This is a genomic window from Selenomonadales bacterium 4137-cl (assembly GCA_032334055.1).
In the GTDB taxonomy this organism is placed as follows: domain Bacteria; phylum Bacillota; class Negativicutes; order Sporomusales; family UBA7701; genus Anaeroselena; species Anaeroselena agilis.
The window spans coordinates 2,563,524-2,577,348 of the sequence record JAUOZS010000001.1; the positions used below are offsets into that span (position 1 = coordinate 2,563,524).

17 protein-coding genes are annotated in these 13,825 nt (G+C 60.1%); 3 read left to right on the forward strand and 14 right to left on the reverse strand.

The annotated features are described in order from the left end of the window. Positions 1 to 40: 40 nt before the first annotated feature. The 9 genes from Q4T40_13550 to Q4T40_13590 all read right to left on the reverse strand — a co-directional run bounded on the left by Q4T40_13550 (position 41) and on the right by Q4T40_13590 (position 6,611). The gene (locus Q4T40_13550; GenBank protein ID MDT8902274.1) at positions 41 to 934 is read right to left on the reverse strand and encodes a Fe-S cluster domain-containing protein; all 894 of its coding nucleotides are present in this window, start codon (positions 932 to 934) and stop codon (positions 41 to 43) included. A gap of 25 nt (positions 935 to 959) precedes the next feature. Then, a complete protein-coding gene (locus Q4T40_13555) occupies positions 960 to 1,541 on the reverse strand; it encodes an Rnf-Nqr domain containing protein (GenBank protein MDT8902275.1) in 582 nt (193 codons plus the stop codon). Further along, positions 1,541 to 2,197, reverse strand: a complete 657-nt coding sequence (locus Q4T40_13560) for an electron transport complex subunit E (protein MDT8902276.1) — start codon at positions 2,195 to 2,197, stop codon at positions 1,541 to 1,543. Before Q4T40_13560 ends, Q4T40_13555 begins: the two co-directional genes overlap by 1 nt. Before the next feature lie 10 nt (positions 2,198 to 2,207). Then, complete coding sequence (locus Q4T40_13565; protein ID MDT8902277.1) at positions 2,208 to 2,774, reverse strand: RnfABCDGE type electron transport complex subunit G; 567 nt, start codon at positions 2,772 to 2,774, stop codon at positions 2,208 to 2,210. 5 nt (positions 2,775 to 2,779) lie between these two features. Next, positions 2,780 to 3,775 (reverse strand): RnfABCDGE type electron transport complex subunit D, encoded by a 996-nt coding sequence (locus Q4T40_13570; protein ID MDT8902278.1) that lies wholly within the window; start codon positions 3,773 to 3,775, stop codon positions 2,780 to 2,782. Between the two features lie 12 nt (positions 3,776 to 3,787). Further along, positions 3,788 to 5,107, reverse strand: coding sequence for an electron transport complex subunit RsxC (gene rsxC, locus Q4T40_13575; protein ID MDT8902279.1), 1,320 nt, complete (start codon positions 5,105 to 5,107; stop codon positions 3,788 to 3,790). A gap of 27 nt (positions 5,108 to 5,134) precedes the next feature. Beyond that, positions 5,135 to 5,551 (reverse strand): SoxR reducing system RseC family protein, encoded by a 417-nt coding sequence (locus Q4T40_13580; protein ID MDT8902280.1) that lies wholly within the window; start codon positions 5,549 to 5,551, stop codon positions 5,135 to 5,137. 295 nt (positions 5,552 to 5,846) lie between these two features. Beyond that, positions 5,847 to 6,110: a hypothetical protein gene (locus tag Q4T40_13585; protein MDT8902281.1), complete on the reverse strand. Its 264-nt coding sequence runs from the start codon at positions 6,108 to 6,110 to the stop codon at positions 5,847 to 5,849. Between the two features lie 3 nt (positions 6,111 to 6,113). After that, complete coding sequence (locus tag Q4T40_13590) at positions 6,114 to 6,611, reverse strand: hypothetical protein (GenBank protein MDT8902282.1); 498 nt, start codon at positions 6,609 to 6,611, stop codon at positions 6,114 to 6,116. 165 nt (positions 6,612 to 6,776) lie between these two features. Between Q4T40_13590 and Q4T40_13595 the strand changes: the two genes are divergently transcribed. The 3 genes from Q4T40_13595 (at position 6,777) to Q4T40_13605 (ending at position 8,741) form a co-directional block, all read left to right on the forward strand. Beyond that, positions 6,777 to 7,238, forward strand: coding sequence for a hotdog domain-containing protein (locus tag Q4T40_13595; protein ID MDT8902283.1), 462 nt, complete (start codon positions 6,777 to 6,779; stop codon positions 7,236 to 7,238). A gap of 117 nt (positions 7,239 to 7,355) precedes the next feature. Then, entirely contained in the window at positions 7,356 to 8,318 is a 963-nt protein-coding gene (locus Q4T40_13600) for a YybS family protein (protein ID MDT8902284.1), read from the forward strand. A gap of 222 nt (positions 8,319 to 8,540) precedes the next feature. Next, entirely contained in the window at positions 8,541 to 8,741 is a 201-nt protein-coding gene (locus Q4T40_13605; GenBank protein MDT8902285.1) for a hypothetical protein, read from the forward strand. Between the two features lie 61 nt (positions 8,742 to 8,802). Here the strand turns inward: Q4T40_13605 and Q4T40_13610 are convergent, their stop codons facing one another. The 5 genes from Q4T40_13610 to Q4T40_13630 form a co-directional block, all read right to left on the reverse strand. Further along, positions 8,803 to 10,086, reverse strand: a complete 1,284-nt coding sequence (locus tag Q4T40_13610) for an SLC13 family permease (protein MDT8902286.1) — start codon at positions 10,084 to 10,086, stop codon at positions 8,803 to 8,805. A gap of 198 nt (positions 10,087 to 10,284) precedes the next feature. Then, positions 10,285 to 11,415, reverse strand: coding sequence for a sodium ion-translocating decarboxylase subunit beta (locus tag Q4T40_13615; GenBank protein ID MDT8902287.1), 1,131 nt, complete (start codon positions 11,413 to 11,415; stop codon positions 10,285 to 10,287). A gap of 27 nt (positions 11,416 to 11,442) precedes the next feature. Next, entirely contained in the window at positions 11,443 to 11,835 is a 393-nt protein-coding gene (locus Q4T40_13620; GenBank protein ID MDT8902288.1) for a biotin/lipoyl-containing protein, read from the reverse strand. A 28-nt stretch (positions 11,836 to 11,863) separates the two neighbouring features. Next, positions 11,864 to 12,217, reverse strand: a complete 354-nt coding sequence (locus Q4T40_13625) for an OadG family protein (GenBank protein ID MDT8902289.1) — start codon at positions 12,215 to 12,217, stop codon at positions 11,864 to 11,866. 52 nt (positions 12,218 to 12,269) lie between these two features. After that, positions 12,270 to 13,799 (reverse strand): carboxyl transferase domain-containing protein, encoded by a 1,530-nt coding sequence (locus tag Q4T40_13630; GenBank protein ID MDT8902290.1) that lies wholly within the window; start codon positions 13,797 to 13,799, stop codon positions 12,270 to 12,272. Between the last annotated feature and the right edge of the window lie 26 nt (positions 13,800 to 13,825).

The window sequence follows — 13,825 nt, forward strand, 5'->3', positions numbered from 1 at the left end:
GAGGAGACTCTCGTCTCCTCCTTTTTATGTGCCCGCCGCCCTAACCGGCAGCGGTATTCGTCTTAATGCACGACGGGCAGGCGCGCTCGACCGCGGCCTGATCCTCGGCGCCCGGCACGATGCCCAACACCGCCGGCCGGATGGCCTTGGTCGGGCATTTTGCGAGGCATTTGGCGTCGGTACAGTTGTTGGCCACACACACGGAGGGATCGACCACTGCCAGGTTATTCTCCACCTTTACAGCCTGGTAAGGACACTCGCGCACACACAGCGTGCAGGCGATACAGGCCGAACTGCAGGCCTTGCGGGCCACTTGGCCCTTGTCGCGCGAGTTACAGTTGACCCGCACACGGGCGGTGAGCGGCATCATGGCGATCACCTTTTTGGGGCACACCGTCTCGCATTTACCGCAGCCGGTGCATTTCTCGGGGTCGATAACCGGCAGCCCGGCCTCGCTCATCGAAATGGCGTCGAACGGGCAATTGCTGGCGCAAGTGCCGAGACCCAGGCAGCCGTACTTGCAGGTCTTATCGCCGCCGAACATCAGATTGGCGGCCACGCAGTCGCTGACCCCCGCGTATTTGAAGCCGCGGGTCGCCTTTTCGTTCGAACCGGCGCACCTAACCTGAGCGATGCGCGGTTCGACCGCCTCCGCCGCCTTGCCGGTCAGCTCGGCGACCATTTTGGCGACAGGGTCTTTCCCCGGTATACAGAGGTTAGGCGCCACTTCCGGTCTCGTAACCACCGCCTCGGCGTAAGCCATGCAGCCGGCAAAGCCGCAGGCGCCGCACTGACCCTTGGGCAGGACGTCCTCGACCACGTGGATCAGCGGGTTGACCTCCAGCGCCAGTTTCTTGTTAGCGTAAGCCAGGATGAGCCCGAACACCGCTCCCAGACCGGTCAGTATCACAACAATAATTATCGCGTGTTCCATTTTTATTCCGTCCTTTCCCGCTCGCCTACAGCGGAATCATGCCCGAGAAGCCCAGGAAGGAAAGGGCGAGCATCCCGGCCAGTATGAAAGCGATGCCCAGTCCCTGGAGCGACTTGGGGACATCGGCGATCTGGAGCTTTTCCCGCAGGCTGGCCATCAGGATAATCGCGACCGCGAACCCCACGCCCGAGCCGAAGGCATTGACGACACTCTTCATGAAGTCGAAACCTTCGGTAGCGTTGATGAGCGGTACCCCCAGGACGACGCAGTTAGTGGCGATCAGTACGAGGTAGATGCCCCACATATCGTACAGGGTCGGCGAGAAACGCTTGATGACGATCTCCAGAAACTGCACGAAGCCGGCGATGAGGATGACGAAAACGACGATTTTCAGAAAAACGAGGTTATTGGGTACAAGCACGTAATTATAGACCACCCAGGCCAGCGCCGAGGAGACGGTCAGGATGGAGGAAACCGCCATGCCCATGCCGACTGAGGCGCTCAGGCTCTTGGAGACCCCGAAGAAGATACACAGCCCCAGGAAGCGGGTCAGCACGAAGTTGTTGACGATGACCGCTCCCATGAACAGCGTGAAATATTCCGCCATCAGGCTTCACTCCTTTGCACGGCGAGCTCTACCGTTGCCGCTTGGCGTTTGCGCACGGCCTGTTTTTCCTGGTATTCGCCGATAACGTTGAACATGCCGATCATCAGGCCGATGACGAGGAAGGCGCCAGGCGCCAGGATCATTATCATCGGGCCGTTATAGCTGGCGGGCAGCACCGGGTAGCCAAGAAAGGTGCCCGGGCCCAGTATCTCGCGGACAGCGCCTATGGCGACCATCGCCACGGCGAACCCGGCGCCCATCCCTAGACCGTCGAAGAAGGCCGGCACGACATTGTTCTTCGCGGCGAACACTTCCGCCCGCGCAAGAATAATGGCAAAAACCACAACCAGTTCGAGATACAGGCCGAGCTCCTTGTTGACCGCCGGGAAATAAGCTTCGAGGATCAACTGGGTCAGGGTGACGATCGTGGCGATAATGGTGATGAATACCGGCACGCGCACTTTGGGGTTAACGAAATTTCGCACCAGGGAAACGACCACATTGTTTGTGGTAATAACGAACATTACCACAAATCCCATGCCGAGAGCGTTGAAAACGTTGGAGGTGACCGCCAGGGCCGGGCAAAGGCTCAGCGCGAGGCGGAAGATGGGGTTCATCTCAAAGATGCCTTTTTTGAATATCTCCCAATAATTCATTCCGCTCACCTCACTTCTTCTGGCCGGCCGCGTAAGCGGCGACCGCTTCAGCCGCTGCCCGGATGCCGCCGGTGACGGCCCGGGAAGTAATGGTCGCGCCGGTCAGGGCCTGAATGTTCTTGTCGGTGGGAACCTTGACCACTTCCATGTCCTTGGCGGTTTTGCCGGTGAACTGGTTTCGGAACTTCGGCTCGGTCATCTTGTCGCCGAGGCCGGGGGTCTCGGCGTGTTTGAGCACCTTAAAGCCGAGGGTCTTGCCGTCGGGCTCCACCGCGGCCAGCATCTGGATGACGCCGCCGTATCCTTTGCCCTGAGCGGGCACCACATAAGCGACCACCTTGCCGCCCTTCATGCCGGCGTACCAGCCTGTCTTGCCGTCCACAGGCTTGAAGCTTTCGGCGTCCCTCACCAGCTCCTTCATGGCGTCGTTTTTCGCCTTGTCGCGCTGGGCTTCGGCGGCCGGTTCCGTTATGATGAAGGTCCCGGCGATGATAACGCCCGAGATGAAGCAGGTGATGGCCAGGTTCAAGGCGATACTGACAATGCTGTTGTTTTTGTCGTCATGTCCGTGCGCCATGCTGTCTACCTCCTTGCGCCGAATTTGGCGGGTTTTAGCCAGCGGTCGATGAGCGGCGTCACGGAGTTCATCAGCAGGATGGCGTAGCAGACGCCTTCGGGATAGCCGCCCAGCAGCCGGATGAGCACGGTAAGGCAGCCGGCGCCCACGGCGAACGCGACCTGCCCGTTGCTCGTTATGGGAATAGTGACCATGTCGGTGGCCATGTAAAAAGCGCCGAGAATCAGGCCGCCCGACATCATGTTGAGGACGGGGTCGCCGCTGAACAGGCCGGCATGGCCGCCGAAGGCCCAGGTAAGGACGCCGACGGTGCCGATCATGAACACGGGGACGCGCCAGTTGATATAACCGCGGTAGATAAGGTAAGCGCCGCCGATAATGAGCAATAAGGCCGAGGTTTCACCCATGCTGCCGCTGCGGGTGCCGATGAAAAGCGACTTGTACATCTCCATCTTGTCGCCGAACACCGCCACCAGCTTTTCATAGCCCTGGAGCTTGAGGATGCCGAGCGGGGTCGCCGAGGTCACGCCGTCCACCTTGCTGGCCATCTCCGGCCAGGTGGTCATGGCCACCGGCCAGGACGCGAGCAGGACGGCCCTGCCGACCAGCGCCGGGTTGAAGATGTTGTAGCCGAGGCCGCCCATCGTATGCTTGGCCACGGCGATCGCCACGACCGAGCCGAACAGCGGCATATACCAGGGAACGGTCGACGGGATGTTCATCGCCAGCAGCAGGCCGGTCAGGAAGGCGCTGCCGTCGTTGACGGTCACCGGTTTGTTCTGCCACTTCTGAATGAGATACTCTGTGACCACCGCGGCCGCGATACAGATGAGCATCGTGACGAGAGCCTTGACGCCGAACCGGTAGACGGAGAAGAGGGCGGCCGGAGCCAGCGTGGCGTTGACCGTCCACATGATCTTGCTGATCGATTCGTCGCAGCGGATATGCGGCGACGCGGAAACGGTCAGTTGGCCGATTTCCATTTTAGCTTCAGCGCTCATACCGCATACCTCCTATTTCTTCGCGGCTGCCGCCGCGTTCTGGGCTTTAAGGTATTTGACGTAATGGACGATGTTGCGCTTGGCCGGGCAGACATAAACGCACGAGCCGCACTCCACGCAATCGAGCAGGTCGTACTCTTCCTTGGCCATCTGGAAATTGCCGCGCTGACCGAGGATGCTGAGCATGCTGGGCACCAGCCCCATCGGGCAGGCGTCCACGCACCGGCCGCACCGGATGCACGACCGTTCCTCGCCGGCGTTCACATCGGCGGCGGACAAAGCCAAAATGCCCGACGTGCCTTTGATCACCGGGACGTCGAGGCGGCACTGGGCCATACCCATCATCGGTCCGCCCATGATCAGCTTCGCCGGCGGCGCGGCGAAGCCGCCGCACAGCTCGACCGCCTGCGCGAAGGTCGTCCCGACGCGCAGCAGCAGATTCTTAGGCTCGGCGATCGCGCCGCCGGTCACGGTCGCCACCCGCTCGACGAGCGGCAGGCCGCTGACAACCGCGTCGGCCACAGCCACCATCGTGCCCACGTTCTGGACGACCGCCCCCACGTCCATCGGCAGGCCGCCGGACGGGACCTCGCGGTCCAGAATCACCTTGATCAGCGTTTTCTCCGCTCCCTGGGGATACTTCGTCTTGAGCGGCACCACCGTGATGCCCGTCCCTTTGGTGGCGGCCACCATCGCGGCGATCGCGTCGGGTTTGTTCTCTTCGATGCCGATGAACCCTTTGGCCACTCCCAGCAGCTTCATGACGATGCGCATGCCGGTAACGACCTTCTCGGTCGCTTCCAGCATCACCCGGTGGTCGGCGGTGAGATACGGTTCACATTCGGCGCCGTTGAGGATGAAAGCGTCGATCGGTTTCTCGGGCGGGGGCGCCAGTTTGACATGGGTAGGGAACGTCGCGCCGCCCATGCCGACAATGCCTGCCTGGCGGACGATATCCTTGAGGGCGTCGGCTTCGAGCGCCCGCCAGTCGCGGCTCAGCGGCAACCCCTCCACCCATTCGTCCGCCCCGTCGCTCTCGATGACCACCGACGGACAGAACCCGAAGACCGGGTGCGGATAATCGGCTATCTCCACCACCTTGCCGGAGAGGGAAGCGTGCACCGGGCTGGATACGAACGCCTGGGCCTCCGCGATAACCTGGCCCTTCTTCACCAGATCCCCCACCTTGACGACTGGCGTGCAGGGAGCCCCAATATGCTGCCTGGTGGGAATTACGACCTTTTCGGGCAGCGGCGCCACTTCGATGGCCTTGGCCGCCGTCAACCGCTTGCGGTCGTCGGGATGGACGCCACCCCGAAAGCTTTTTGCCATACTATCACCCCTTCGTTGCCGGCATCGCTACGACAAGATCTGGATAATCACCGGCTGCATGTTTTTGTTTGCGCTGGCACTCTTATCGAAAAATCTTATATAACCCACCGATGCGACAAAGGCCGCCGCGGCGCCGCCAATCTGAAACCACAGCGGCTCCTGCGCCAGCCTGTCGGCGGCATAACCGCCGGCCATCGCCCCCAGGGCCATGGCGATCAGCGGCAGGATATACACGATGAAGGCCGACTTGAGGAAGCCGACTTCCTGCACCTCGATCATAACCAGTTGCCCAGGCTTCGCCCCGAGCGGATTGCGGACGTCGAGAACAAGAGCGTCATTGCCGGGGCAAGCGCCGCAATTCTCACAGTCGTTGTGACGGCTGGTTCTCACCCTGGCCATCTCGCCGTCGGAGCTGATGACGATACCTTCCTGCTTCATACTCATGGTTGTCACCCAATTCCCTTCCGGTCTAATGGTCATACCGGGTAGCATCGCTATTGTTCTCTATTAATTACTCTTCCGGGCTAATATATTCTCCATATTCCGGGAAAGACCCGCCATATCCATGATGCCTTCCGCCTCTTTTCTTTGCCCGGCTATAATGTCATCATCTTTTTAAATAATAGCAAATTATCGCTCTCCTTGCCACCCATTTGTGGCGAAAAGAGAAATTCCCGGCCTGAATAGCCGGGAATACGCTGCGGCGGTGCGGCTTGCCGCGGCCGAATGCCTTATTTTCCTAAATCACGAATATTATTATATAACCGACGACAATTATCAGGGCGTACATGGCGACCATGACAGCAACTCCCTGCCAGGTGCGCGGGTGCCCGAAGTGCCATTTATCCCCCAGGAAGCCCCGCCGGTTGAAAATCCCTTTCTGCTCGCGCTTCTTAAACCATCTCGCCTTGTTTTCTTCGCCGATAGCGCAGGCGAACGCATATATTATCACCAGACCGGCGAAAAATGCGGCGATTACCATCTCGGCTTGCGGTTCGTGCATCTCTTATCTCCCGTCTTCAGCAAGATTGATATTTTTCCCCGGCATAAGCTCCTGCAGGCTGCGGAAGAACTCTTCGCTGCCCTTGAAGAGCACCCCCTGGAGCTTGCCGTCGCGTCTGAAAAGCAATATGCGGACAGGGTTAGGATCCAGCGCGGAGTACCGGTAAATAAACTTGTTAATTCCCCGCCCCTTGAGCGCTTTCTTATTGTACTTGACGGCGAAGCCTTCGACTTCGCTGGCGTTTACGGCAAACCTTCGTTCCAGCCCAAGACCTTCCGTGACAACGGCAACCTCGTCCGCGCTTGCAATATAAGTATAGCGGAATGCGTATCGCCAAACAAATAGTCCGAGGAAGCCCAGGATATAAATGATCGCCCCCGGACCTGCCCCAGTGGAAAGGTACATCTTTATTTCGTACGCCATCCAGGCCAGCAGGGCGGCCAGGGCCGCGGCCCCGATAACCGCTTGCTCCCTGCCCCATGACGATTTCTCGCGAACCATTTCAGAGCGTTCCTCCTGTCGAGTGGTATTATTCTTGCGACGCCCCCGCATAACCGGTCAAGTTGCCCGCCGCCTGGAAGGTGAGTCAACCGGACATAGCGAATAATGTCCCTATATAGATATAAAATATACCAGGCTACTATTTTTGTTGTGGGGGGAATTTCAGTGTCTAAAACAGTAAATTACTCAGATCACCGTTTTTCCAAGGTCATGGTCTCGTCGCGGACAAAGCCGGCCGGACGCGTCCGGGCCGGGGAAATAATGCAGATGCTCTACAACGCGGCCCATAAAGTCGCCCAGAAGCATGCCGGCGCGGACGTAACCGCGATCAGGGTCGAAGAAATACTTTTCCTGCAGCCGCTTCATTACGGCTCACTGGTTACCGGCCATGCCTATTTGACCTTCGTCGGCGAAACTTCCATGGAAGTAAAGGTTGACCTGTATCTCGACAACGGGATAGACTCCACGCCGTTACTGACCTGTTACTTCGTCATGGTCGCGCTGGACGAGCATCAGCATCCGAAAAAGGTGCCGTCGCTGGAAGTAAACACCGAACAGGAGAAAGAACTGTTCGCAGAAGGAAAACGGCGCTATCTGCAACGTAAGAGCGAACTGCAGCCCAAGTAACCGGTTCGCATTTTAAGATGCCTTTACCGTCCGGCATGCGTTCTTCGGAACGCATGCCGGACGCCATCTGGCGGACATCCGCACAATCGGCAAATAAAGACAGACTAGGGTGAAAATATGAGCGCCACCGTCAGCGTCAAACCTCTCGTCGAAAGCGGGCTCCTTACCGCGATCACCGTCGTATTAGGGTCAATCAGCTTCTATATGCCCGTCGCCGGACTTGTACTGGTGTTTATCCTGCCTCTGCCGATAGCCCTTTTGGGCGTGCGCCACGGGATAAGGTGGAGCATTTTGTCGACACTGGCCACCGCCCTCTTCTCCGCCGTTTTGCTGAATCCCCTTCATGCGATAATCATGATCGTCAGCTTCGGTATAAGCGGCATAACAATGGGACACTGCCTGCGCTCCGGCTATTCCCCGCTGAAAACACTCCTCCTCGGCGCGGTCGCCGCGATGCTTTCGATCGCCGCCGGCTTTCTCATCGGCCTCCATTTAATGGGCGTTAATATTATCGACATGCAGGCGTCCGCGGTCAGGAAAGGCATGGAGTGGGCTCTCGCCCATTCCCGGCCCGGCGGCCCGGTGTCGGCGCAGTACGCGGACAAAATCGACGCCATCACCAGGCTTTATCTCATCGTCTATCCGGCCGGATTCGCCGTCAGCGCCCTGATCTTCTCCTACATCAATCTCGCCGTGGCCAGAGTGGTACTGGCCCGGCTGGAGCACCCCATCGCCTCGTTTCCGCCGCTGAGGCGGTGGACGATGCCGGGATGGCTGGTGATCGCTTACGGCGCGGCCTTGCTCGCTTCCTACTACGGTCAGGCCAAGAACATCGCCCTGGTTTACAACCTCGGCCTCAACCTGCAACTGGCCACCAATTCCCTGCTCCTTATCCAGGGCCTGGCCGGCTTCGCCCATCTCGCCCGGAAGTACTCACTTCCACGTTGGGCGTCGATAGTCCTTGTCACGTTGCTGTTCAGCCATGAACTGCTCACCCAGCTGCTGCTGCTCGCCGGTCTCTTCGACCTGGCCTTTGATCTGCGGAAACTCAGGCCCCCGCGCACCGGCTCCGCCGGCTGAATACAACCTGGCGGAAAATCGGCGGGAGTGAGGGAGCGTTAACTGCAATTCTTTGGGAAACATTATCGCAGCGGTATTGACTAATGTTTCCACCAAGCACTATAATATAAATAAATACAGTATATTTTTTTAATCTTTAACGTTTCCATGGGAAACACGATCGGAGTGTTGTTTCTGCGGAAGCGCGCGCGACAGACAAAACCGGAAAGGAGGACAGCGACAATGGCCGTTTACAGATTCAATCTCGAAAACACCGCCCCCGGGCATCGTCCCCTCATCGCCCGTCTGAACAAGATTTTCTCGCCCATCCCGATAACCGTCACCGACAACGAGATGATAATCGGCATCTGCGAGGAAGCCGAGGAGCAGCAGGTGTGGCGGAAATTGTACGACAAGCTGGGCCACGGCGCTCATTGCGTGTGAATAACCGTACGGACGACAAGAAACCGCCGGAGGAATCCTGCCGGCGGTTTCTCGCATGCTGTTATTTCGGGAAGAACGGCCACACCAGGGGAATAACGATCAGCGACACAATGAAACAAACTACCATGAGACCGGTGCCGGCTTTGACATAGTCCATGAACTTGTAGCCGCCGGGGCCGAGTACGATGGTGTTAGGCGGCGTGCCGACCGGCGTCGCGAAGGCGCAGGAGGCGGCGACCGCGATGGCCATCAACACGGCGTGCGGGCTGGCGCCGAGGCCCTTGGCGATCGAAATGCCAATCGGTGCCAGCAGCGCGGTGCAGGCGGTGTTGGACATGAACTGGGTCAGACCCGCGGAAAGAATGAAGAGCACGGCGGTAATGAGCAGGGGGCTCGGAGCGCCGCCCATGGCGCCCACCACGGCGTCGGCGATCATCTTGCCGGCGCCGCTCTTGTCGATGGCGGAGGCGATCGGCATCATGCCGGCGAACAGGAAGATGGTCACCCAGTCGATGCCCTGATAGGCTTGCTTTTCTTTGAGGCAGCCCGTCAGCACGGCCAGGATGGCGCCGATGATGGCGGCGACTTCCAGCGGCAGCCACTTGAGACCGAGAGCCATGGCGACGACCACGCCCAGAAGGATCAGGCCGGCGATCCACATCTTCTTCGGATCTGCCGAGCTGGCGGTGGCTTCCTTGGCGGCCTCGGCATCAACGGCGGCGTCAGCGGACAGTTCAGCCTTGGGCAGCAGGTATTTGCCGATAAACATCATGTAGATGATGCCAACGACGGTGAGGGGAATGCCGATCCAGGCGAACTCGAAAAAGCCGAACGGCTGGAAGCCGGCGTTCTTGAGGGCGCCGGCGACGATGATGTTCGGCGGCGTGCCGACGAGGGTGATGATGCCGCCGAGACCGGCGCCGAACGCCAGCGGCATAAGTTGGCGCGAGGCAGGAATCTTGGCGACCTGGCAGATGCCGAGCACGACGGGCAGCAGGGCCGCGGTGGTGCCGGTGTTGGAGGTCACCGACGACAGCACCGCGGCGATCAGCATGGTGCCGAACAGCAGCCCGTTCTCGCTGGTGCCGGTGAAGCGGACGACGGTCGTGCCGATTTTTTGCGCAAGACCGGTGTGGAACATAGCGGCGCCGATGACGAACATGCCGGCGAACAGTACAACCGTGGAGTTGGACAGGCCGGAAAATACGGTTTTGACCGGGATAATCCCCAGGAGACCCATGGCAATGGCCCCGGACATAGCCGTCACGGCCAGCGGGATCGCCTCGGTGACGAATAACAGCGCGACGACCCCAAGGACAATAAGCGCTTTCACTGCAGGTGTCATTCTGTTTTTACCTCCCCACATTTCTCTCTCTAATAGCCGATGATGCCAAAGCAACCGGAAACGACGCCTCGCCTCACCTCCTTAACGCATAGCCGTCAGGGGGAACTTGGGACGACAACTGTTGCGCAATTCCAAAAATTGACGGCCGGATACGCAGGCGACTACGCCTGCGTATCGACCCGGAAACCCGGAGGGATGTTACTTCAGCATCGCCAGCATGGTGCCGGCGGCGACCGCGGTGCCGATAACGCCGGCCACGTTTGGCCCCATGGCGTGCATCAGCAGGAAATTGGCAGGGTTGGCCTTCTGGCCGACCACCTGGGTAACGCGGGCCGCCATCGGTACGGCCGACACGCCGGCGGAGCCGATCAGCGGGTTGACTTTGCCGCCGGAAACGATGTAGAACACTTTGCCCAGCAGAACGCCGGCCGCCGTGCCGCCGGCGAAGGCCAACAGGCCGAGGCAAATGATCAGGATGGTCTTGTAGTTTCGGAAGTTCTCCGCCGACATGGTCAGACCGGTGCCGGTGGCCAGGAAGATGGTGACGATGTTGATGAGAGCGTTCTGCGCCGTGTCCGACAGCCGGTCGGTGACTCCCGACTCGCGGAAGAGGTTGCCGAGCATCAGCATGCCCATCAACGCGGCGATCGGCGGCAGCAACAGGCTGATGACAGCAGTAGCGACGACCGGGAAGGCCAGCTTTTCGAACTTCGAGACCGGGCGCAGCTGATCCATGACGACCGCGCGCTCTTTCTTAGTCGTCAGCAGCTTCATGATCGGCGGCTGGATGAGCGGCACGAGCGACATGTAGGAGTACGCTGCGACCGCGATGGCTCCCAGCAGATGCGGGGCCAGCTTGACGGACAGGTAAATGGCGGTCGGGCCGTCCGCGCCGCCGATGATGCCGATGGCGGCCGCTTCCTGAACGTTGAAGCCCAGCGCCATAGCGCCGCCGAGCGCCACGAACACGCCGAACTGGGCGGCGGCGCCAAGCAGCAGCGTCGACGGGTTGGCCAGCATCGGGCCGAAGTCGGTCATCGCCCCGACCCCCAGGAAGATCAGGGGCGGAAAGATTTCGTACTGGATGCCGTAGCTGATGAGCTGCATGACGCCATGCTCCTCAAGGAACCCCGTTTTCGGCAGGTTGGCGAGGATGCAGCCGAAGGCGATCGGCGACAGCAGCAGCGGCTCGAACCCCTTGGCGAACGCCAGGTAGAGCAGGACGAGACCCACGATCATCATGATGGCGTTGCCGCCGGTGAAGCCCGTGAAGCCGCTGTCCGCCCAGACGGCATGCAGCGCGACCGCGAACGCGTTAAAAAGTTCCATATCTAAGTCCTCCTAAAAAGTAGCGCTTCAGCCGAGAACGATCAGCACATCACCGGTGGCTACCGTTTGGCCGGGGGCCACGCGTACATCGGTGACCTTCGCGTCGGCGGGAGCCATGATTTCGTTCTGCATTTTCATGGCTTCGAGAATGAGGAGAACGTCGCCGCTTTTGACGGAATCGCCGGCTTTGACATTGACGGACATGATTTTGCCAGGCATGGGGGCGTTGACGGTCTTCGCGCCGGCGGCAACGGGAGCGGCCGCCTTCGGAGCCGGGGCCGCGGCAGGAGCGGCGGCGGGAGCAGCGGCGGGAGCGGCCTTGGGGGCCGCGGCGGGGGCGGCGGCAGCGGCGGCGCCGCCGACTTTCTCAACATCTACTTCGTACGTTTGGCCGTTTACGGTTATAAGGAATTTTTCCATTGTTACATCCTCCTTAATCTACCCTGTCTTAATACATCCTATTGCGGCTCTGAACGGTTTCGAGGCGTGCGGCCTGGGCCCAGCCCTTGCCGATCACCGGGCGTACGGCCATGATCCGCGCGGCGCCGTAGCCGGTCGCGGCGATCGCGGCGGCAAGCACGGCGATAAGCTGGCCCTGGTCGGCCTCCGCCGGGGCGGCGGGAGCCGCCGCGACCGGAGCCGCAGTCGGAGCCGGCTCGGTTTTAGCTATACTTTTTTTTTGGGTCGGGTCAATCACCTTTATCAGGCGGATAATCAGGCTCAAACCATACAATACGGCAAACACTACCGTCATGTTGATAACCATGATCAGTATCGGGTTTGTCGTTACCGGTTGTCCCATCTAGTTCACCTCTTTTTCTCCTGGTTGTTGTCACGCACTCCGCGCCAGCGGCCTACAGCGGAATATTGCCGTGCTTCTTGGCGGGACGGGTTTCGCGCTTGGAGGCGAGCATGTTGAGAGCGGTGATGATGCGCGGCCTGGTTTCGGCAGGCTCGATGACGATATCGACGAAACCGCGCTCGGCCGCTTTGTACGGGGTGGCGAATTCCTCGACGTACTTATCGGTCTTTTCCTTGGCGGCGGGGTCGCCCTTGAAGATGATGTTGGCCGCGCCGGCCGGGCCCATGACGGCGATCTCCGCGCTCGGCCAGGCGAGCACCTGGTCAGCGCCGAGGTCCTGGGAGCACATCGCCAGATAGGAGCCGCCGTACGCCTTGCGGGTGATGACGGTGACCTTGGGCACGGTGGCTTCCGAGTAAGCGTACAGCATCTTGGCGCCGTGGCGGATGATGCCGCCGTACTCCTGGCTGGTGCCGGGCAGGAAGCCGGGAACGTCGACGAGGTTGACGAGCGGGATGTTGAAAGCGTCGCAGAAACGGATGAAACGGGCGGACTTGTCGGACGCGTTGACGTCGAGGCAGCCGGCCATAACCGACGGCTGGTTGGCGATGATGCCGACCGTCTGGCCGTCGAAACGGGCGAAGCAGGTGATAATATTCTGGGCGTAGTGCTCATGCACCTCATAGAACTCGCCGTTGTCAACGATCTTGGCGATGACGTCCTTCATGTTGTACGGCATGTTGGGGTTATCGGGCAGCATGGTGTTGAGGCTGGCGTCCATGCGGTTGGGGTCGTCGCCCGTCTCCTGCACCGGGGCGTCCTCGAGATTGTTCGACGGCAGGAAGCTTAGCAGATAGCGAACCTGCTCCATGCAGTTATCGTCGTTCTCGGCCGCGAAGTGAGCCACGCCGGACACGGTGTTGTGGGTCATAGCGCCGCCGAGGGCCTCGGCGGTCACTTCTTCGGCGGTAACCGATTTGATGACCTGCGGGCCGGTGATGAACATCTGGCTGGTGTTTTTCACCATGAAGATAAAGTCGGTCAGGGCCGGGGAATACACGGCGCCGCCGGCGCACGGTCCCATGATGACCGAAATCTGGGGAATGACGCCCGAGGCGAGAGTGTTGCGATAGAAGATTTTACCGTAGCCGGACAGCGCGTCAACCGCTTCCTGGATGCGGGCGCCGCCGGAATCGTTGAGGCCGACGAGGGGCGCACCCATCTTGACAGCCAGATCCTGCACCTTGCAGATTTTGGCGGCGTGCATTTCGCCCAAGGAACCGCCGACGACGGTGAAATCCTGCGCGAACACGTACACCAGACGGCCATCCACCGTGCCGTAGCCGGTTACGACGCCTTCGCCGGGAGCCTCTTCCTTCTCCATGCCGAAGTTGGTGCAGCGGTGATGGACAAACTGGTCGAGCTCCACGAAAGTACCGGGGTCGAGGAGCTTTTCGACCCGCTCGCGGGCGGTCAGCTTGCCGCTGGCATGCTGTTTTTCGATCCGTTTGGCGCCGCCGCCCTGCTTGACTTTCTCCTGGCGGGCCTTAAGATCCTGGATCTTTTCTTGGATAGTGGCCATGATACACCTCCAGACAAAATGGTTAC